At 53.8% G+C, this 17,884-nt stretch carries 19 protein-coding genes and 1 tRNA gene; 10 read left to right on the top strand and 10 right to left on the bottom strand.

Annotated features, from left to right (window positions below):
- Positions 1 to 75: 75 nt before the first annotated feature.
- Positions 76 to 216 carry a photosystem II reaction center protein K gene (locus tag RHH27_RS03345; RefSeq protein WP_011056031.1) on the bottom strand — a complete coding sequence of 47 codons (141 nt, stop codon included), beginning with the start codon at positions 214 to 216 and terminating at the stop codon, positions 76 to 78.
- 79 nt (positions 217 to 295) lie between these two features.
- Between RHH27_RS03345 and tadA the strand changes: the two genes are divergently transcribed.
- A complete protein-coding gene (tadA, locus tag RHH27_RS03340) occupies positions 296 to 790 on the top strand; it encodes a tRNA adenosine(34) deaminase TadA (RefSeq protein WP_302678838.1) in 495 nt (164 codons plus the stop codon).
- Here the strand turns inward: tadA and folK are convergent.
- Positions 711 to 1,292 carry a 2-amino-4-hydroxy-6-hydroxymethyldihydropteridine diphosphokinase gene (gene folK / locus RHH27_RS03335; RefSeq protein ID WP_206201063.1) on the bottom strand — a complete coding sequence of 194 codons (582 nt, stop codon included), beginning with the start codon at positions 1,290 to 1,292 and terminating at the stop codon, positions 711 to 713. The genes tadA and folK overlap by 80 nt on opposite strands.
- Before the next feature lie 69 nt (positions 1,293 to 1,361).
- On the opposite strand from folK, the gene btpA reads away from it, so the two are divergent.
- Positions 1,362 to 2,252, top strand: coding sequence for a photosystem I biogenesis protein BtpA (btpA, locus tag RHH27_RS03330; protein ID WP_149820900.1), 891 nt, complete (start codon positions 1,362 to 1,364; stop codon positions 2,250 to 2,252).
- 2 nt (positions 2,253 to 2,254) lie between these two features.
- Here the strand turns inward: btpA and hisG are convergent, their stop codons facing one another.
- The 5 genes from hisG to queF form a co-directional block, all read right to left on the bottom strand.
- Positions 2,255 to 2,890, bottom strand: a complete 636-nt coding sequence (gene hisG / locus RHH27_RS03325) for an ATP phosphoribosyltransferase (RefSeq protein ID WP_206201062.1) — start codon at positions 2,888 to 2,890, stop codon at positions 2,255 to 2,257.
- Positions 2,891 to 2,893: 3 nt separating this feature from the next.
- A complete protein-coding gene (locus tag RHH27_RS03320; protein WP_206201061.1) occupies positions 2,894 to 4,120 on the bottom strand; it encodes an ATP phosphoribosyltransferase regulatory subunit in 1,227 nt (408 codons plus the stop codon).
- Between the two features lie 6 nt (positions 4,121 to 4,126).
- Positions 4,127 to 5,068, bottom strand: a complete 942-nt coding sequence (locus tag RHH27_RS03315) for a DnaJ domain-containing protein (RefSeq protein WP_302678837.1) — start codon at positions 5,066 to 5,068, stop codon at positions 4,127 to 4,129.
- 168 nt (positions 5,069 to 5,236) lie between these two features.
- Positions 5,237 to 5,308 (bottom strand) — tRNA-Gly (locus tag RHH27_RS03310).
- A 19-nt stretch (positions 5,309 to 5,327) separates the two neighbouring features.
- The gene (gene queF / locus RHH27_RS03305) at positions 5,328 to 5,726 is read right to left on the bottom strand and encodes a preQ(1) synthase (protein ID WP_149820908.1); all 399 of its coding nucleotides are present in this window, start codon (positions 5,724 to 5,726) and stop codon (positions 5,328 to 5,330) included.
- 143 nt (positions 5,727 to 5,869) lie between these two features.
- On the opposite strand from queF, the gene RHH27_RS03300 reads away from it, so the two are divergent.
- A complete protein-coding gene (locus tag RHH27_RS03300; RefSeq protein WP_302678836.1) occupies positions 5,870 to 6,109 on the top strand; it encodes a hypothetical protein in 240 nt (79 codons plus the stop codon).
- A gap of 4 nt (positions 6,110 to 6,113) precedes the next feature.
- Here RHH27_RS03300 and RHH27_RS03295 read toward each other — a convergent pair whose 3' ends face one another.
- Positions 6,114 to 6,563 carry a fasciclin domain-containing protein gene (locus RHH27_RS03295; protein WP_302678835.1) on the bottom strand — a complete coding sequence of 150 codons (450 nt, stop codon included), beginning with the start codon at positions 6,561 to 6,563 and terminating at the stop codon, positions 6,114 to 6,116.
- Positions 6,564 to 6,725: 162 nt separating this feature from the next.
- Between RHH27_RS03295 and RHH27_RS03290 the strand changes: the two genes are divergently transcribed.
- The gene (locus RHH27_RS03290) at positions 6,726 to 8,111 is read left to right on the top strand and encodes an NAD-dependent succinate-semialdehyde dehydrogenase (RefSeq protein ID WP_302678834.1); all 1,386 of its coding nucleotides are present in this window, start codon (positions 6,726 to 6,728) and stop codon (positions 8,109 to 8,111) included.
- Here RHH27_RS03290 and RHH27_RS03285 read toward each other — a convergent pair.
- Positions 8,108 to 10,051, bottom strand: coding sequence for an ABC transporter ATP-binding protein/permease (locus RHH27_RS03285; protein WP_206201056.1), 1,944 nt, complete (start codon positions 10,049 to 10,051; stop codon positions 8,108 to 8,110). The two genes, RHH27_RS03290 and RHH27_RS03285, sit on opposite strands and share 4 nt — an antisense overlap.
- A gap of 73 nt (positions 10,052 to 10,124) precedes the next feature.
- Between RHH27_RS03285 and RHH27_RS03280 the strand changes: the two genes are divergently transcribed.
- From RHH27_RS03280 to RHH27_RS03255, 6 genes are all read left to right on the top strand, one after another.
- Positions 10,125 to 10,790: a 1-acyl-sn-glycerol-3-phosphate acyltransferase gene (locus RHH27_RS03280; RefSeq protein WP_302678833.1), complete on the top strand. Its 666-nt coding sequence runs from the start codon at positions 10,125 to 10,127 to the stop codon at positions 10,788 to 10,790.
- A 485-nt stretch (positions 10,791 to 11,275) separates the two neighbouring features.
- Positions 11,276 to 12,040, top strand: coding sequence for a pyruvate formate-lyase-activating protein (gene pflA, locus RHH27_RS03275; RefSeq protein WP_302678832.1), 765 nt, complete (start codon positions 11,276 to 11,278; stop codon positions 12,038 to 12,040).
- A 39-nt stretch (positions 12,041 to 12,079) separates the two neighbouring features.
- On the top strand, positions 12,080 to 14,737 hold the full coding sequence (gene adhE / locus RHH27_RS03270; protein WP_302678831.1) for a bifunctional acetaldehyde-CoA/alcohol dehydrogenase: 2,658 nt from the start codon (positions 12,080 to 12,082) through the stop codon (positions 14,735 to 14,737).
- On the top strand, positions 14,734 to 15,438 hold the full coding sequence (locus tag RHH27_RS03265) for a lipoate--protein ligase family protein (RefSeq protein WP_225901641.1): 705 nt from the start codon (positions 14,734 to 14,736) through the stop codon (positions 15,436 to 15,438). The genes adhE and RHH27_RS03265 overlap by 4 nt, the downstream gene beginning before the upstream one ends.
- Before the next feature lie 53 nt (positions 15,439 to 15,491).
- Positions 15,492 to 15,992 carry a hypothetical protein gene (locus RHH27_RS03260; RefSeq protein ID WP_302678830.1) on the top strand — a complete coding sequence of 167 codons (501 nt, stop codon included), beginning with the start codon at positions 15,492 to 15,494 and terminating at the stop codon, positions 15,990 to 15,992.
- 10 nt (positions 15,993 to 16,002) lie between these two features.
- Positions 16,003 to 16,890 carry a hypothetical protein gene (locus tag RHH27_RS03255; RefSeq protein WP_302676834.1) on the top strand — a complete coding sequence of 296 codons (888 nt, stop codon included), beginning with the start codon at positions 16,003 to 16,005 and terminating at the stop codon, positions 16,888 to 16,890.
- A gap of 19 nt (positions 16,891 to 16,909) precedes the next feature.
- Here the strand turns inward: RHH27_RS03255 and nadA are convergent, their stop codons facing one another.
- On the bottom strand, positions 16,910 to 17,869 hold the full coding sequence (gene nadA, locus RHH27_RS03250; protein WP_206201049.1) for a quinolinate synthase NadA: 960 nt from the start codon (positions 17,867 to 17,869) through the stop codon (positions 16,910 to 16,912).
- Positions 17,870 to 17,884: the final 15 nt, after the last annotated feature.

The raw sequence follows: 17,884 nt of genomic DNA, 5'->3' as shown, positions 1-17,884 counted from the left end.
CATGCCAAAAGTCAAGAAGAACCCCGCTGAAATCAACGGGGCAAGTCAACAGGGTTATTTTGATCGAAGCTATCTTTAACGGAAACCGACAGCGGCTTGCCAAACAAAGGCCAAGGCCAAAAAGAGCACAGGAATTACCGGCAGCACATCCACGAGGGGATCAAAAATGGCGTAGGCTTCCGGGAGTTTAGCAACCAAAACTAAAGCATCAATCATGGTGTTTTCCTAAAAGAATTCAGCGATCGCAAGAGAACTGAAAAAATAGTACCATAGCCACTGCGGCAACGGGATCGCCATGCCAGACATTCTCCCTTTATCCGAAACAGACCTGCATGACTTTTGGATGCAACAGGCGATCGCCCTCGCAGCACAGGCAGGAGCTGCCGATGAAGTGCCCGTAGGCGCGGTGATTGTCAGTGCCGAGAATGAACTCATTGCCACGGGGGAAAATCGCCGCCAGCGAGATCATGACCCCACTGCCCATGCGGAAATCATTGCCCTCCGCCGCGCGGGTCAACGTCTAGGTACGTGGTATTTAACGGGCTGCCGCCTCTATGTGACCCTAGAACCCTGCCCGATGTGTGCCGCTGCCATTGTTCAAGCCCGCATTCACACCCTCATCTACGGGACGACCGATCCAAAAGCTGGGGCCATTGATTCAGTGCTGCAACTTCCGCAAAGCCCAGCGGTGTTCCACCGGATTCAGGTGATTAGCGGGGTTCAGGCGGCGGCCTGTCGGCAGCAGTTGCAAACGTGGTTTCGCCAGCACCGTCAGAGAGAACGGCAATAATGCCCGCATCCCCCACTCGCTCCCGTAGGGTTTGGATGGTGTCACCCAGTAGGGGGTGTCGCCAGTGGGGGGCGATCGCTGCAAGGGGCACAAGGACAAAGGGTCGCTCGGCCAAGCGGGGATGGGGCAGGGTGAGTTCGGCAGTGGTCATGACGCGATCGCCATAGAGCAGCAGATCCAGATCAAGCGTGCGGGATCCCCAATGCTCTTGCCGTTGGCGACCAAACTGCGTCTCAATCCTTTGCAGCGTTTGCAGAAGTGCCCAAGGGGAAAGTTGCGTTCGGGCAATCAGACAGCCATTCCAGTAGTCCGGTTGCGGGGGGCCTATCGGGGTCGTGCGATACCACGGCGAGCAGGCTAAGACATGAATCCCCGGCGTTTGGGCAAGCACTTGGACGGCTGAGCGCAGTTGTAGCAATGGCTCACCAAGGTTGCTTCCGAGGGCGATCGCCACGAGGGGGGGGTCAGACGGGGATATACTTAAGTCAGTGCATTCTGCCATTGTGCCTGTGTAGAGTGCCTGCCACTCCTCCTGTTATACCTGCACTGTTCACCTATTGCCGAAATTGTTGTGGATCTCCAGACTCTCTTTCACACTGCAACCCCCGTCATTGGTGTTGTCCACCTCCTGCCCTTACCCACCTCTGCCCGTTGGGGGGGGAGCCTGAAGGCCGTTATTGACCGCGCAGAACAGGAAGCCACAGCCCTCGCTTCAGGGGGCGCCAATGCCATTATTGTTGAGAATTTCTTTGATGCTCCCTTCACCAAAGATCGGGTGGATGCCGCCGTCGTCAGTGCCATGACCTTGGTGGTGCAGCGGTTAAAGAATCTGGTGGCCTTGCCCATTGGCCTGAATGTGCTGCGCAATGATGCCTTCAGTGGTCTGGCGATCGCTGCCTGTACCGGGGCACAATTTATCCGCGTTAATGTGCTCACTGGGGTAATGGCGACAGATCAAGGCATTATTGAAGGCCAAGCCCATCAACTCCTGCGCTACCGCCGCGAACTGGGGCAAGACATCAAAATTTTTGCCGATGTGATGGTAAAGCACGCCCAGCCGCTCCACAGTCCGAACCTCGCCACTGCGGTACGGGACACCTTTGAACGGGGACTCGCCGATGGGGTGATTCTCTCCGGTTGGGCAACGGGACATCCGCCTACTGAGGAAGATCTATCCGTGGCCGCCAGTGCCGCCAAGGGACAACCCCTCTTTATTGGCAGTGGTGCCTCTTGGGACAATGTGGAGCAATTAGTGCCCTACGTCAACGGCGTCATTGTTGCCAGTTCTCTGAAGCGCAATGGCCAGATTGAACAACCCATTGACCCCATTCGTGTCAGCCGTTTTGTCGAAGCATGGCAGCGAGCCCACCACAAGATTCAGGAACTCAATCGCGCCAATGGCAACTGCCGGGGGTCGATCAATGAACCCCTGCCAGCCATGGTTGTGCACGGCCAAAAATGAGATCAGGCGATCGCTCCTGTTAACTGCGGAACGTAGTGTCCAAGACCATTGAGGTTGAGGCGATAGCTGCGGGGATGGGCAATCAAGTAGGCTGTGCTGCTAAAAATTTGCTCTAACTCCACAAGGCCATTTTCCTTGAGGGTGCGCCCCGTCGAGACCAAATCTACAATCGCCTCTGCCATCCCCGTAATCGGCCCCAGTTCCACTGAACCATAGAGCGGCACTATATCCACGGGCAAATCCAACTGCTGGAAAAAGGCATCGGCACAGCGGACAAACTTTGAGGCGACGCGGCAATGGGGGGGCAAATCGCGGGCACTGCGGTAGGGGCTAGAGGCTTTGACGGCCACCGATAGCCGACACTGACCAAAACCGAGATCCGCTAGCTTGGCCACGTGGGGATTTTTTTCCCGCAGCACATCGTAGCCCACAATGCCCAACTGCGCTTGACCATACTGCACATAAACCGGGACATCTTGGGCACGTACCAAAAGGGCGCGGGCACGGCCATCCTGAGAAAGCACCTGAAGTTGGCGATTTCCCGGCTCGAGGAGCGCTTCAAAATTTAAGCCCACCCGTTGGAAGTAGGCAATACTATCTTTGAGTAGGGCACCTTTGGGTAGGGCGATCGTTAGCATGGCCTAAACACTCTGAATCTGCAAATAGGTTGCCCCATCACTGAGGGCTTCGATCTGCGGTGGCGCATCACTCTCAATCCAAGCAATATAGGGAATCTGGCGATCGCGGGCATAGGCGCGGATTTGTTCTGGCGTCAGATCTAGAAGTGCCAACTCCACCCGCGTCGAGCCATCCAAGCGTAGGGTTTGGGCATGGTGGAGGGCAGCAGCGAGGGCGTTGCTTGTGCGGGGAACCACCAGCCATTGACTACGGGGAGCTAAGAGGGCGGCTGGGGGAATGGCGATCGCCTGCAGGAGCGCCTCGACATTAAAGACAAAACCAATCCCCGGCACCGTGGCACCGTCCGGATGGTAAATACTGAGCAGTTGATCATAGCGCCCCCCTTGAGCCACCAACCGCAGTTCCGTTTCCGTGGGAATTAAGACCTCAAAGATAATCCCCGTGTAGTAATCAAAGGACTGCACAAGGCTGAGATCAAGGGTAATCGCCAAAGACTCAGCCACCAAGCCCAACAACTGTTGCAATTCCCCAAAGCGATCGGCCACCCCTGCCACGTCAGACCACTGCGCTAAGCGTTCCCCCACTTCCCTTGGAGTGCCCCGCAGATCAAAGAGGGCAAGGGCGCGATCGCGCCAAGGGGTAGGGAGAGCCTGCAAACTCACGCGGTCTAAATTAGCCAAGCACTGGCGCACCGTTTTTTGCAGCTCCGCTGGAAAGGGACTGAGCAACTGTTGCGTCAGGTGGGCATCCCCCACCAAGAGATAGGCCTCCTCAACCGCTAGTGCCCCAAGGCACTCCTGCACCAGCCAGAGAATTTCTGCATCCGCCGCTAAACCTGTTGCCCCCAGTAGCTCCACTCCCGCTTGGAAAAATTCCTGCTGGTTGCCCAACTCTGCCACGGTTGTCCGCCGAAAGACATTGGTTTTGTAATAGAGCCGTTGGGGCAGTTGCCTGCCTGCCATACGAGTCACAGCAGCGCGAGCGATCGAAGCCGTTAATTCTGGCCGCAATCCCAAGGGTTCATCACCGCTTCCTTGGACTTGAATGACTGTTTCTGGATGAACGGTTCCCCCTGCCGTCAATGTGGCCAAGGTCTCGATCGTCGGCGTAATAATTTCTTGATACCCCCAGCTTTGAAAGACGCGCTCCAAGCGCTGCTCTAGCCACCGTTGCCGTGCCACATCAAGGGGCAAAATATCGCGGGCACCACAGGCAGGTTGATACACCATAGTGAATTATTTTTTCCCAAAAAGACCAAAGAAGGAGGATTTCTTTTTCTCCGGTTTTGGCGGCTCAGTATTTTTTTGCTGTTGCTGGGCTTTGCGCTCCCTCTTGCTAATTGCTTCGAGTCCCTGTATGGCCGTCACCTCTTGAGGATTGAGCTTCAGGGCTTGATTAAAGTGAATTTTGGCCATACTGAGGGAGCCTTGTTGCAGATACACCTTGCCTAGGAGAGCATTGCAGCGGGCACTGCGGGGGTCAATTTTCAGGGCATCCTTCAATTCTTTGATGGCTTCCAGATAAATGCCTTTATTAAAGAGTTCCTCTGCCCGTCGGAAGTATTGCTCTGTAAATTGCTCTGTTTTGGGAGCCTCTGTCGGCGGTGTCGTCCCTGTGGCGGCTGCTGGTGTGGCACGCACTTGGGTTTCATCTGATTTGGGTGGGGGTGCAGGCGTAGAAACCGTGGCTGTGGTTGCCTTGCCGCCTGCCGATCGCCACAGATAAATCAAATTGAGTTCACTAATTTGTTCGCTAATTTTCAGGGCATTGTTTAAGTCTTTGTACTGATCTTGGGCAAGGGTATTGAGCGCCTTTTGATAGGCTTCTTCAACATTGGCAGCGTTAAAGACTTCCTGTGCCAAATCAAAGGTGGGCGTTGGCACAATATTGGCTGTTAGCAGTTGCTTTTCAAGCAAGCGCAAAATGACTTGATATTCTTCCCGCTCTTTTTCTTGGGAAAGCACCTCATAGGCAGGATTCACAAACTTGGAGAGCAAATCACTGGCCATTTTTTTGCCCGATTCATCATCACGGCTGTCGGGGTGCAGTGTCTTGGCAATTTTGAGATACCGCTTGCGAATTTCCCCGGGTGCTGCCGACAATGGAATCCCTAGGGCAGCATGGAGATCCCGTTTGGAGTTAAAGCGACCCAGACCGTGATTGATCTCGAAGGGCATAATCAGTGAAACCGCAGGGGCAGAACATCATTAGATTATACCTGCTGATAGAGGGGGTTGGTGGCCAAACAATTGGGTACCTTCATGGCTCCGCCACGCTAGCGCGAAAGGGCAGCTTTGAATCTCTGAAATGCCCCAGAGTACCGCATTTTGGTGGTTTTTAGGGAAAGCGGACGATGGGACTCGAACCCACGACGTTCAGCTTGGGAAGCTGACATTCTACCACTGAATTACGTCCGCAGTCTTGCAGTCTATAATTTTAGCACGAACTGTCCGGCTGGCGATGGTGTTCGACTGTAATAACGGTATGCACATTGCCACGGGGGGCAAAGTCCCCTTTGATTTTCATGTAGAGGGGGTCGCAGGCGGCCACGAGATCATCGAGGACTTGATTCACCGCTTCTTCGTGGGAAATGTAGCGATCGCGATAGCTGTTGATGTAAAGCTTAATCGCTTTTAGTTCCACCACCTTTTCATGGGGAATATAGCTAACGTAAAGCGTGGCAAAGTCAGGATAGCCAGAAAATGGACACTTACAGGTAAACTCCGGCAGGGTAATCTCAATGGTGTATTGCCGACCGGGACGTGGATTGGGAAATGTAATCAGTTGCCCTTCTTGAATGGCGCGTTCGCCGTACTTCATTTCTGATACTTGCATTGTTTGGTTCCAACAGCTTGAGAACGACTCAGAGATTCTCTTTAGACCATAAGTAAAGTTTATCAAGATTTAAGTTCCTAGCCCCTCGACACCAACGTTGCAGGGTGAGAATAGGGTAGAGAGGTTGTTGAGGCGAGAGTGCCATGGAACGTTATCAGCCAAATGGAACCCCTCTCTCAGAGGCCGATAAAGCAGAACTAGCCCAACTCAAACAACTGCTAGAGCGAGCGATCGCCGACGGCGTATTGACTGCCGACGAAATGGCGCAAATCAAGCGACAAATTCGCGCCGATGGCAAAGTCACCTATGAAGAGCTAGAGCTTTACCGCCAGTTTGTGGAGGAGAAAATCCGCCAAGGGCTTTTGGTGCGGGAAATTCGCTAACGCCCTAGACTTTGTAGGGGATGTTGGTGTCCTGAAAGGAGTGGGCTGGATTCAGACCCATCAAGATCACGGTGTCAATGACATGGATAATACCGTTCTCCGCTTCAATATCAGCGGCAAGGACAGTGGCGTTTTTGACTTCCAAGGGATGATCGCCATGAATCGGAATAGTGGAACCTTCGAGGGAAGTGACAATTTCCATCTTTTTCAGGTCGGCGGCTTTGTAGGCACCGGCAACCACATGGTATTTGAGAATCCGCGCTAACTGGGGAGGATTTTGCACAAGGGAGGTAATGGTGCCATCGGGCAACTTGGCAAAGGCATCATCATTGGGGGCAAACACCGTAAAAGGCCCCGGCGATTGCAGGGCTTCCACCAGATTGGCCACCTTGACAGCAGTCACTAGTGTGGAAAAGCCGCGAGTATTCACTGCAATATCAACAATGGTTGCCATAAAAGCGTGCCCCACAACTGCGATGAAAATGCACAACAATGGTTTGCGATCGCCCCATTCATCAAGAGGATGGGGACTGTAACAAACGCTAGAATTAGCATACTGAACCCACGTCCTAGGCGCTAGCGATCGCTGGCGTCAGCCAGATAGGGAAATTTAATCATGGCAATCGCGTCGGTTAATCCCACAACCGCTGAGGTCTTAAAAACTTTTTCCCCCTTAGGAGCTGAGGAAGTGGAGAGGGCGATTGCCCAAGGGGCGACGACCTTTGAGACCTATCGTCTGACAGCCTTTGAGCAGCGTGCCCAGTGGCTAGAAAACACAGCAAATCTCCTGCAACAGCAGCGGGATGCGCTTGCTCGCCTCATGACCCTTGAGATGGGTAAACCAATGACAGAGGCGCGGGCTGAAATTGACAAATGTGCGTGGGTGTGTCGTTACTATGCCGAGCAGGGGACAGCTTTCCTGCGGCCTGAATTAATTCCCACAGAGGCAAGCTACAGCGCGATTCATTACCAGCCCCTTGGCATTATTTTGGCCGTGATGCCGTGGAATTTTCCCTTTTGGCAGGTGTTTCGCTTTGCGGCACCGGCCTTGATGGCGGGGAATGTGGTTCTGCTCAAGCATGCTTCTAATGTGCCTCAGTGCGCGCTGGCGATCGCCCAGCTCTTGAGGGAAGCGGGCTTTCCTGCGGGGGTCTTTCAAACCCTGCTGATTCCCGGCAGTGCCATTGCTGATCTGGTGGCGGATCCGCGTATTAAGGCAGCGACTCTCACGGGCAGCGAAGCAGCGGGCAAAAGTTTAGCCCAAGCAGCAGGTCAGCACCTCAAGAAAACCGTTCTGGAACTGGGGGGAAGTGATCCCTTTATTGTCATGCCCAGTGCCAATATCCCTCAGGCGATCGCCACCGCTGTCCAAGCCCGCATGATTAACAATGGCCAATCCTGCATTGCGGCTAAACGCTTTATTGTCCATGAGGCTGTCTATGACACCTTTGCCGAAGGCATGAAAGCTGCCTTCGAGACGTGGGTAATTGGCGATCCCTTGGAACCCACCACACAACTGGGGCCTCTTGCTACTGCCGCCATCCGTGATGAACTCCACGCCCAGGTTGAACTTGCCCTTGCCCATGGTGCCAAGGTCTTTTACCGCCGCAACCTTGATCTGCCGAGCCATTGTCAGCAGGGGTATTTCTTTGCGCCGACGATGTTGGCAGAGGTCACTCCAGATAACCCCGTGTTTCATCAGGAGCTATTTGGACCTGTGGCGATGCTCTTTCGGGTACCGTCCCTAACTGCGGCAATCGAACTGGCCAATGCCACACCCTTTGGTTTAGGCGCCAGTGCTTGGACACAGGAGAGCGATGAAGCGAAGATCCTCGTGCGGGATCTCGAAGCGGGTGCTGTCTTCATTAACGCGATGGTCAAGTCGGATCCACGTTTGCCCTTTGGCGGGATCAAGACCTCTGGCTATGGCCGTGAACTGGGACGGGCAGGACTGTTGGAGTTTGTCAATATTAAAACAGTGTGCCGCTACGGCGATACCTAACTGAGGGCATAAAATTTCCATTCGCGATCGCCCTTGAGTTCTAAAACGTACTTGTGGTACTGCATCAGGCTCTCACGGTGGCCAACACTAATGTAGTTGCGGGTGGTGCGCTGAATGTGCTCATAGACCCGTTTTTCGTTGGCTAAGTCTAGGGCGCTGGTGGCTTCATCCAAAATGGCGTAGGGGCGGTGATTCAGCAGCAGGCGGGCGATCGCCAGTCGTTGTTGTTCCCCAAGCGACAGCACATCATCCCACGCTAATTCCACATCCAGACCACCGACGCGATCCGGCAAATGTGCCAAGTTGACTTCGTTAAGGGCGTGCAAAAGCACATCGTCTGGGGTTTGGCGATCGCCACTGGGGTAGAGCAGTTGGGTGCGCAACGTACCCAGCACCATATAGGGGCGTTGGGGCAAAAAGAGCACCTCATCTACGGGGGGACGAATAATACGGCCACTGCCACTTTGCCAGAGTCCAGCGATCGCCCGCAGGAGCGAACTTTTACCCACCCCACTCGGCCCCATAATCACCACACTTTCCCCCGCCTCAAGGGCAAATGTGACATCTTCCACCAGCCGCCGTGCCAAGTTCGGTGTATCCACAGCCACGTGTTCTAGGGCAATGTAGGACTTCTCCACCAATTGAATTTGGGATTGGGGGGGCACTGGGGGCGTTGTCAAAACCTCATCAAACTCTGCCAAACGCTCAATACCCGCAATAAAGCCCGTGAGGTTCGTAAACTGGTTCACAATGATTGAGAGTGCCCCCAGCACCTGCGAGAAAGCAAAGCTGGCTTGGCTAATAGCACCAAAGTCAATCTCACCAGCAAAGTAGCGGGGAGCAACCACAGCTGCTGGCACAATCACCACAAAGTAGTTGTAGGCCGTGGTGAAAAACTCCAGATTGCGCTGCCAACCAATCAAGAGGTTAAAGTTCCGCAGCACCTCGAGAAAGCGCTGACGCACCTGCACCGACTCTTGGCCTTCACCGCGATAAAAGGCAATGGACTCGGCATTATCGCGCACATGAACCAAGCCATAACGAAAATCGGCTTCGCGCCGCAGTTGGTTAAAGTTCAGCCAAATCAGGCGTTGTCCAATCAAAACGGTCACAATCGTACCGACAATGGCATAGCCAACCAAGGTCAGCGTTAGGGTTTGGGAGATACTCCAGAGAATGCCACTAAAGGCAATGAGGTCAATAATTTCGCCCAGAATGATCAGTAGAAACTGGAGTGAGGTTTGGGTAAAGGAGCGGATATCCTCGGTGATCCGTTGATCAGGGTTATCAATCTCGCCTTGGTTTTCGATGGTGTAGTAGGCTCGATTCTGGAAATAGCGATCCAAAAAATGACGGGTGAGCCAATCCCGCCAGCGCAACCCTAGATATTCGCGCACGTAGCGATAAATGACGACAATCGGCGTCCCCACCACAAAAACGCCAGCATACACCAAGAGGAATCGCCAGTAGGTTTCAGCATTTTTCTCCGCCAGTGCCGTCTGGAAGAAGCGCCCGACAAAGCTAATGATCACGTTGAGGCCACTCACGGAGAGGGAAAGCATCAGCAGTAACCCCAAGAGTGCCCACGCTTGCCACCGAGGCAGCAGGGGTTGCCGCAGCAGCGCAAAGACGCCCAAGGGGAGAATCACCGTCCCCAGCAGAATACTACGGCTAAGGGGCTGTGCCCACAGGGATTGAATCATCTCCATGAGACCGCCGGCAATTTGTCCCATCAGTTCGGGGGCAAGGGCATTGAGGCCAAAGGTGATAGCTGCTGTCAGGCCAAAGAGAACACCAAACATGAGGGCAATGACCAGAAAAAGCAGCAGGATAAAGATCACACTGCTGCCCCAGCGATCGCGGGGAAAGAAATAGGGTTGGGCAATCCGCAGAAACTGCCCCCAAACACGGAGATTAAAGCGATGGGTCGGCTGCGACATTGGCTTGTTCCTCGACAGTGGCAAGGGGCTACAGGCCTACTATTGTAGTGGGGGCAGCTACAGAGGAGAACGGATGCGCCATAAAAAAACGGCACCCACCACATCTCATATCTCACCGTGGCTCTATTGGGGGTTATGGCCAATTCATCGCCTATTTTTGCCCCTTTACTTTTCGCGGATTACGATTGTCGGTCGCGAGCAGTTGCCCAAGGAGGGTCATTTCTTGCTTGCCCCCAAGCACTGTAGCCGTTGGGATCCGGTGATTTTGCCCTTGGTGTGGCCTTATCCGCTACGCTTTATGACCAATGCGATCGAGTTTGGCGGGGTGCAGGGCTGGTTTATCCGTCGTCTGGGTGCCTTTGCTGTGAACCTCAACCGTCCTCAGCCCAGTAGTTTGCGCCATGTGCTGGAGATTCTCAATGCAGGTCAGCCCCTAGTGATCTTTCCCGAGGGTGGGATTGTGCCGGATCAGGTAGTACGTCCCCTGAAGCCCGGTCTTGCCCGTCTTGTCTTGCAGGCCGATCGCCCCCTGCCGATTTTTCCCGTTGGCATTGCCTACGATCCACAGCCGCAGTTTCGTGCGCGGGTAGCCCTTTGGATTGGAGCGCCCCTGTGGACGCCCGCTGAGCGCGAGGGCAACCTCAAACAACAGGCACAGGAATTGACCCAGCAACTGGAAGCAGCCTTACATGCAGCCGTGCTTGAGGCCCGCAAATGTGCGGGATCGCAGGGCGAGTAGAGCTACTTTGTCACTAATCACACAATTGGCCTAGATCAAGAGAATTTTGTAGAATAAAGACAAGATTGAACAAGTCCTCAAAAGCCTCAATCTTGATATTTTCCAAGCTTTGAGCAAGCGATCGCCCACCAATAGGGGTGTACTTAAAGACTCTTTATTAAGTTAGGCAACGTTGCGAAACAACCACCAATCCTAAAAGTTAATTAAGACAGCGGGCAAATTGTGTTTCTGCTTTTATGCTGAAATTATAGTTTTACCAAGCGCAGCACTGTACTGCTCTTTTCCCAAGAATGGAGCACGTTCAAAATGGCTACATAACAGATGTACCCCCTAGGCCGTAGGCAAGACGTAGAGAGGAATTGAAAACAGAGTTTTTGTTAACTGGGATACTTTCTTAAGCGATTAAAATTTTAGCAAATTTTTTAGAAAGTTCTCTTTAAATCCATAAACGCTATCTCAAGCAATCTGTTGTCACCGAGGTTTCAATGATGGTTTCCATACTCCCTGAAAAACAACCCGAAAAACAAAAGGTGACAGGTTACATTCACTCCGTTGAGACCTGTGGCACGGTAGATGGCCCCGGCATTCGCTATGTGATTTTTACCCAAGGGTGTCCACTGCGCTGTCTGTACTGCCACAATCCCGACTGCCGCGAACCCCATCAGGGCAAGCTCGTAACCGTGGATGAACTGATTGCCGATATTCAGCATTACCAATCCTATCTGCGCCAAGGGGGCGTAACGGTTAGTGGCGGCGAACCACTGATGCAGCCGGAGTTTGTGCGTGAAATTTTTGAGCGCTGCCACGAATTAGGATTGCACACCGCCCTAGATACGTCGGGCTATGTGGTCTTGGAGGCGGCTAAACCGGTTGTGGCGGCAACGGATCTGGTTCTGCTGGACATTAAATCCTTTCTGCCGGAGACCTATCGGCGGGTCACCAGTGTCACGATTACCCCCACCTTGGAGTTGGCCAAGTACCTAGATGAGATCCACAAACCGACGTTGATCCGCTTTGTCTTGGTACCGGGGCTGACGGATGATCCCGAAAATATTCGGGGATTGGCGCAATTTGTGGCGGGTCTGCGTAACGTGGAGAAAGTGGAGGTGTTGCCCTTTCACAAAATGGGGGAATACAAATGGCAGCAATTAGGGTTGCCCTATGAACTGTTTGATACGCCGGCAGCGAGTCCCAAAGATGTCCAACGGGCGATCGCCCTTTTCCGTGAATATGATCTCAACGTTCAATAACTTGCCCATTTAAGAAATTTCTTTCCTCAGGAGTCGCCCATGACTGCCCAAGCCTTAACTCATTCTCAACCCGTTCAAACCATTGCCGATCTCGAAGCACTCATTGAGCGCGTCCAAAGGGCACAAACCCAGTATGCTCAGTTTACCCAAGAGCAGGTGGATCACATTTTCCACCAAGCGGCCATGGCGGCCAACCAAGCGCGGATTCCCCTTGCCAAACAAGCCGTTGCCGAAACGGGCATGGGGGTTGTCGAAGATAAAGTCATTAAAAATCACTTTGCCTCGGAATATATCTACAACAAGTACAAACATGAGAAAACCTGCGGCGTAATTGAGGATGATCCCATTTTTGGCATCCAAAAAATTGCTGAACCCGTGGGGATCATTGCCGGTGTGGTGCCGGTGACGAACCCAACTTCGACGACCATCTTTAAGGCCTTGATTGCCCTGAAAACTCGCAATGGCATTATCTTTTCGCCCCATCCCCGAGCAAAGGTCTGTACGGTGGCCGCAGCCAAGGTGGTGTTGGATGCAGCAGTCGCCGCTGGCGCACCCCGCGATATTATTGGCTGGATTGATGAGCCAACCATTGAACTCTCCCAAGTCCTGATGCAGCACCCGCAGATCAAGCTGATTTTGGCCACGGGTGGGCCAGGCATGGTGAAGGCCGCCTATTCCTCTGGTCATCCGGCGATCGGGGTCGGGGCGGGCAATACCCCGGTGCTCATTGATGCCACAGCCGATATTCCCACAGCGGTGAGTTCGATTCTCCTCAGTAAATCCTTTGACAATGGCATGATCTGTGCCTCGGAGCAGGCGGTGATTGTCGTTGATGAGATCTATGACGCGGTCAAAGCCGAGTTTCAACGGCGGGGGGGCTACATTCTCTCCCCTGAGGAACGGCAGCGGGTGGCACAACTGCTCCTGAAGGATGGTCGCCTCAATCCTGCGATTGTCGGTCAATCAGCAGCCACTATTGCTGCAATGGCCAATATCCAAGTGCCGCCAGAAACGCGGGTACTCATTGGTGAAGTGAGTGAAGTGGGGTCGCAGGAGCCATTTTCCTATGAGAAACTCTGTCCCGTCTTGGCCTTGTATCGGGCACCCCAGTTCCATAAAGGGGTGGAAATTGCCGCACAGTTGGTGAATTTTGGCGGCATGGGGCACACCTCTGTGCTCTACACCGATCCCCGCAACCAAGATGACATTGCCTACTTCAAATACCGCATGCAGACGGCACGGGTTTTGATTAACACCCCTTCTTCCCAAGGGGCGATCGGGGATTTGTACAACTTCAAGTTGGATCCCTCGCTGACCTTGGGGTGTGGGACGTGGGGCGGTAATGTCACGTCGGAAAATGTCGGTCCCCATCACCTGTTGAATATCAAAACGGTGAGCGATCGCCGCGAAAATATGCTCTGGTTCCGCGTGCCGCCGAAAATTTACTTCAAACCCGGCTGCCTACCCATTGCCTTGCGAGAGCTAGAAGGGAAAAAACGCGCCTTCTTGGTTACCGATAAACCCCTCTTTGACTTGGGGATCACTGACCCGATTGTGCACACCCTCGAAGAACTGGGCATCAAGCACGACATCTTCCATGAAGTGGAGCCAGACCCGACCCTGAGTACGGTGAATCGCGGCCTAGAACTGCTGCGAGACTATCAGCCCGATGTGATTATTGCCGTGGGGGGTGGCTCACCCATGGATGCGGCCAAGGTGATGTGGCTGTTGTATGAGCATCCAGAGGTGGAGTTTGACGGCTTGGCCATGCGCTTCATGGATATTCGCAAGCGGGTGTATCAACTGCCCCCCTTGGGTCAAAAAGCCATGATGGTGGCAATTCCCACGACCTCGGGGACGGGTTCCGAAGTGACGCCCTTTGCAGTGGTTACCGACGATCGCGTGGGGATTAAATACCCCTTGGCGGACTATGCCCTCACGCCCACCATGGCGATTGTGGATCCCGACTTGGTGCTGCACATGCCCAAGAAACTCACGGCCTATGGCGGCATTGATGCCCTAACCCATGCCTTGGAGTCCTATGTATCGGTGCTCTCGACGGAGTTTACTGAGGGACTGGCATTAGAGGCAATCAAACTGCTGTTTACGTACTTACCCCGTGCCTATCGCTTGGGGGCGGCTGACCCAGAAGCTCGCGAGAAAGTTCACTATGCCGCCACGATCGCCGGCATGGCCTTTGCCAATGCTTTCTTGGGGGTCTGCCACTCGATGGCCCACAAACTTGGCTCCACCTTCCACGTGCCCCACGGCCTTGCCAATGCGCTGATGATTTGCCATGTCATCCGCTATAACGCCACGGATGCCCCCCTGAAACAGGCAATCTTCCCGCAGTACAAGTATCCCCAGGCCAAGGAACGCTATGCCCAAATTGCCGACTTTCTTGAATTGGGTGGTAGCACTCCAGAGGAAAAAGTGGCGCGCCTGATTGCCGCTATTGAAGACCTGAAGGCGCAGTTAGAGATTCCAGCCACCATTAAGGAAGCCCTCAACAGTGAGGATCAAGCCTTCTATGAACAGGTGCAAAGCATGGCCGAACTGGCCTTCGACGATCAGTGCACGGGGGCAAATCCTCGCTATCCGCTGATTCAAGACCTGAAGGAGTTGTATATCCTTGCCTATATGGGGTGTCGGCGGGATGCGGCAGCCTACCATCCGGCAGAAGCAGCTTCTGAATGAAGTGGCGTTATATTCCCCCCTTTGGGGCGCCGGGAAAAGTGCAAATGGCGGTGGATCGGTGGTTGTGGCAGTCTAGCGATCGCCCCTGTCTGCGGTTTTACACTTGGTCACCGCCCGCCATCTCCCTTGGTTACAGTCAGCGGCAAATTCCAGAGCACTGGCAACATCTGCCCTGGCAGGGGCAAGCCATCGAACTGGTGCAGCGACCCACGGGGGGGCGGGCTGTTTTGCACCAAGGGGATCTCACCTACAGTCTAGTGGTGTGGGGGTTGGGGCAACGGCGGCGACAGGTTTATACCGATCTGTGTCAATTCCTGAGGGTGGGGTTTGAGCGCCTAGGGTGGCCTCTGCAGTTGGGACAAGACCCCTATTCCTCTCAAGCGCCGATCAATTGCTTTGCCCAAGCCACCGTGGCCGATTTGGTTTTACCTACGGGCGAGAAAGTCATTGGTAGTGCCCAAGCTTGGCGGGGCGATCGCGTCCTGCAGCATGGTTCAATTGTCCTGACCCCTGACCTCGATCTATGGCAGCAGGTATTTGGCAGTGTTCCCCATCGGCAGTCCCTTCCCCCTTTAGAGGTGGTGCAAACGGCTCTCTTGGACGCCTTTGAGGCGCAGTGGCAAGTGAAACTGACCCCGGAACCCTTGAGCGATCGCGAGTGGCAAGAGATTAATGCAGAAATTAACAAAGTATCAAACTAGGGCTGTGGCTTCCCCCTCTAGGCTATGATTGGCTTGTTGTCTTGGGGATTCACATGGCACGCTGGCTGACTGCGCTTATTTTAGCCCTGACGCTTCTCATTACCGGTTGCGCCCCTACCCCGCCCTCTCCCTATGAGCAGGTGCAACAGGAAAGCACTCAGCGCAATGCACCACCGGCAGTGAGTCGTGAAGCCACCCAAGGCAGTGAATTTAATCGCTTCTTTCCGCCCGAGGGGAATGGCTTTGAGCGCATCTATGTCCAAGAGAAAAAGGGCTTTGCCGAGGCTAAGCTGAAAAAAGAGGGCAAAGAACTAGCGATGCTGGCCATTTCCGATACGATTAGCACCCCTGAGGCTGCCGCCAAGTTTCAAAACAGTACGATGCAGATTGCTGGCTATCCAGCAGTAGAGGTGGGAACCACACAAACGGCCATTCTGGTGGCCAACCGCTATCAGGTGAAGGTACTCTCCCGTGATCCCAGTTTTACCGCCAGCGATCGCCGCGAATGGATTGAAAAATTTGATCTTGCTGGTTTAGCCCAACTTGCCCCCTAAGGAGACCACCGTGAGCGCAGCTATCTATAAAATTGTTGATCAACTCCCCACTGGGGGCATCACCGTTATGGCCCTCAAGTCCTTGGATTTCATCATTCCCGGCCAGTGGCAAAATATCGTTGGTTTTGATAACACGATCCGCCATGTGACTGGAGAAACGGATCCTGCCTTGATCCGCCAAATTGGCGATCGCGCCGTGCGGCTCTTTAATGACAAATCCCAAGGCTATCAGCGGGCACTGTGGCTCTATCAAACCGTGGACAACACCGATGCTCTCCTAGGAGCGGCTGCCCTTGCCAACAAAGTGGGCGAGAAAATTTCCTTCCTCGGCTTCTTGGATAAAATGACACCCAAGCCAGAGCGGGCGCAGTCCATTGATCTCAGCATTAAGCTGATTGTGGAAATTCTGGCCTTTTGTCAAATCAATGGCATTCCCGGTGACAGCCTCGGCGACTTCCTGCGTGCCCTTGCCGACTACAGTGGTGAATCCCTGATGCGGATGGCCGCCCTCATCTGCTTTGATGGCCTGATTCCCCTAGGGCCTGACTTTCTGCTCAAATGCTTGGGCACACTGCAAAGCTTGCAACCCAATGATCTACAGGAAAACCCCACCTTCAAAGCAATTGGCAGTGTCGTGCCGGGGGGCAATCCCAGCGGTCAATTGGGCTTTATTGTCGAAAGTTTTAATGCCGTGCAGGGGTGGATGCATCAATTTGTCAGCAGCCACGAGTTAACGCCGCAAAAGGTGATCAATAGTCTGCAAAGCTTTATTGAACTCTCGAAGGATAACCTCGACTACTTGGGAGCCTTTTTGGACATGAGCACCAACTACTACTACCATACGGGCGTTCAGACCCTAGCTCGTCGCCTGATTGAGCGAGCAGTTGCTGAGATTTAAGGGAGCTGACACCCTTGGTTTAGGACATTTCCAGCATGCGTTGGATGGGTTTGAGCGCCGCAAGGCGGATGTCTTCTGGTAGTTCAATCTGGGGCTGGCGATCGCGCATACACAAATAGAGCTTTTCGAGGGTATTCAGGCGCATAAAGGGACACTCATTACAATTGCAGGTCTGATCCTGAGGGGGCGCAGGGATAAAGGTTTTCTCTGGGTTGCGCCGCTGCATCTGGTGGAGAATCCCCGGCTCGGTGACAACGATAAAGGTATCGTGATCTTGGCGTTGGCTATAGTTGAGCAAAGCCGTTGTCGAACCAATAAAATCGGCATGGCGGAGTACGGCTTCTTCGCATTCGGGGTGGGCAATCACCTGGGCCGTGGGGTAGGCGGCCTTGAGTTCGAGGATGCGTCGCTCGGAGAAGGTTTCATGGACAATGCAACTGCCGTCCCACAGCACCATCTGCCGTCCGGTTTGTGCCATGACATAGCGGCCAAGGTTGCGATCGGGGGCAAAAATCAGGGGCTGATCCGCAGGCAACTGCTGCACAATTTTCACTGCATTAGAACTGGTGCAAATAATGTCACTCAGGGCTTTGATTTCAGCAGTGCAGTTAATGTAGGAAATCACCCAATGGTCAGGATACTGCGCCTTAAAAGCAGCAAAGGCGTCCGCAGGACAACTGTCTGCCAAAGAACAGCCCGCCGCCAAATCCGGCAGCAACACCAGCTTATCGGGGTTGAGAATCTTGGCGGTTTCGGCCATGAAATGCACCCCAGCAAAAACAATGACATCGGCATTGGTACTGGCGGCCTGCCGCGACAGCCCAAGGGAATCACCAATGTAATCGGCCACATCTTGAATGGCGGGGTCTTGGTAGTAGTGGGCTAGAATCACTGCATTCAGTTCCCGCTTCAGGTCTTGGATGGCCGCAATTAAATCCAACGGCAGGGACGGTTGGGGGGCAGCGAGAGTCGCAAACACAGGCAGTGGGTTCCT

Source organism: Thermosynechococcus sp. PP555, from assembly GCF_031583225.1.
In the GTDB taxonomy this organism is placed as follows: domain Bacteria; phylum Cyanobacteriota; class Cyanobacteriia; order Thermosynechococcales; family Thermosynechococcaceae; genus Thermosynechococcus.
The sequence above is the reverse complement of the archived record's forward strand: the minus strand, read 5'-3'. Positions and strand labels throughout refer to the sequence as shown.

Coding starts and splice junctions, on each gene's coding strand:
- pflA (WP_302678832.1), top strand. CDS start 11,276: ATGATGGTTTCCATACTCCCTGAAAAACAACCCGAAAAACAAAAGGTG.
- RHH27_RS03320 (WP_206201061.1), bottom strand. CDS start 4,120: ATGGTGTATCAACCTGCCTGTGGTGCCCGCGATATTTTGCCCCTTGAT.
- RHH27_RS03295 (WP_302678835.1), bottom strand. CDS start 6,563: ATGGCAACCATTGTTGATATTGCAGTGAATACTCGCGGCTTTTCCACA.
- RHH27_RS03285 (WP_206201056.1), bottom strand. CDS start 10,051: ATGTCGCAGCCGACCCATCGCTTTAATCTCCGTGTTTGGGGGCAGTTT.
- RHH27_RS03280 (WP_302678833.1), top strand. CDS start 10,125: ATGCGCCATAAAAAAACGGCACCCACCACATCTCATATCTCACCGTGG.
- adhE (WP_302678831.1), top strand. CDS start 12,080: ATGACTGCCCAAGCCTTAACTCATTCTCAACCCGTTCAAACCATTGCC.
- hisG (WP_206201062.1), bottom strand. CDS start 2,890: ATGCTAACGATCGCCCTACCCAAAGGTGCCCTACTCAAAGATAGTATT.
- folK (WP_206201063.1), bottom strand. CDS start 1,292: ATGGCAGAATGCACTGACTTAAGTATATCCCCGTCTGACCCCCCCCTC.
- RHH27_RS03290 (WP_302678834.1), top strand. CDS start 6,726: ATGGCAATCGCGTCGGTTAATCCCACAACCGCTGAGGTCTTAAAAACT.
- RHH27_RS03345 (WP_011056031.1), bottom strand. CDS start 216: ATGATTGATGCTTTAGTTTTGGTTGCTAAACTCCCGGAAGCCTACGCC.
- RHH27_RS03300 (WP_302678836.1), top strand. CDS start 5,870: ATGGAACGTTATCAGCCAAATGGAACCCCTCTCTCAGAGGCCGATAAA.
- tadA (WP_302678838.1), top strand. CDS start 296: ATGCCAGACATTCTCCCTTTATCCGAAACAGACCTGCATGACTTTTGG.
- RHH27_RS03260 (WP_302678830.1), top strand. CDS start 15,492: ATGGCACGCTGGCTGACTGCGCTTATTTTAGCCCTGACGCTTCTCATT.
- RHH27_RS03315 (WP_302678837.1), bottom strand. CDS start 5,068: ATGCCCTTCGAGATCAATCACGGTCTGGGTCGCTTTAACTCCAAACGG.
- queF (WP_149820908.1), bottom strand. CDS start 5,726: ATGCAAGTATCAGAAATGAAGTACGGCGAACGCGCCATTCAAGAAGGG.
- RHH27_RS03265 (WP_225901641.1), top strand. CDS start 14,734: ATGAAGTGGCGTTATATTCCCCCCTTTGGGGCGCCGGGAAAAGTGCAA.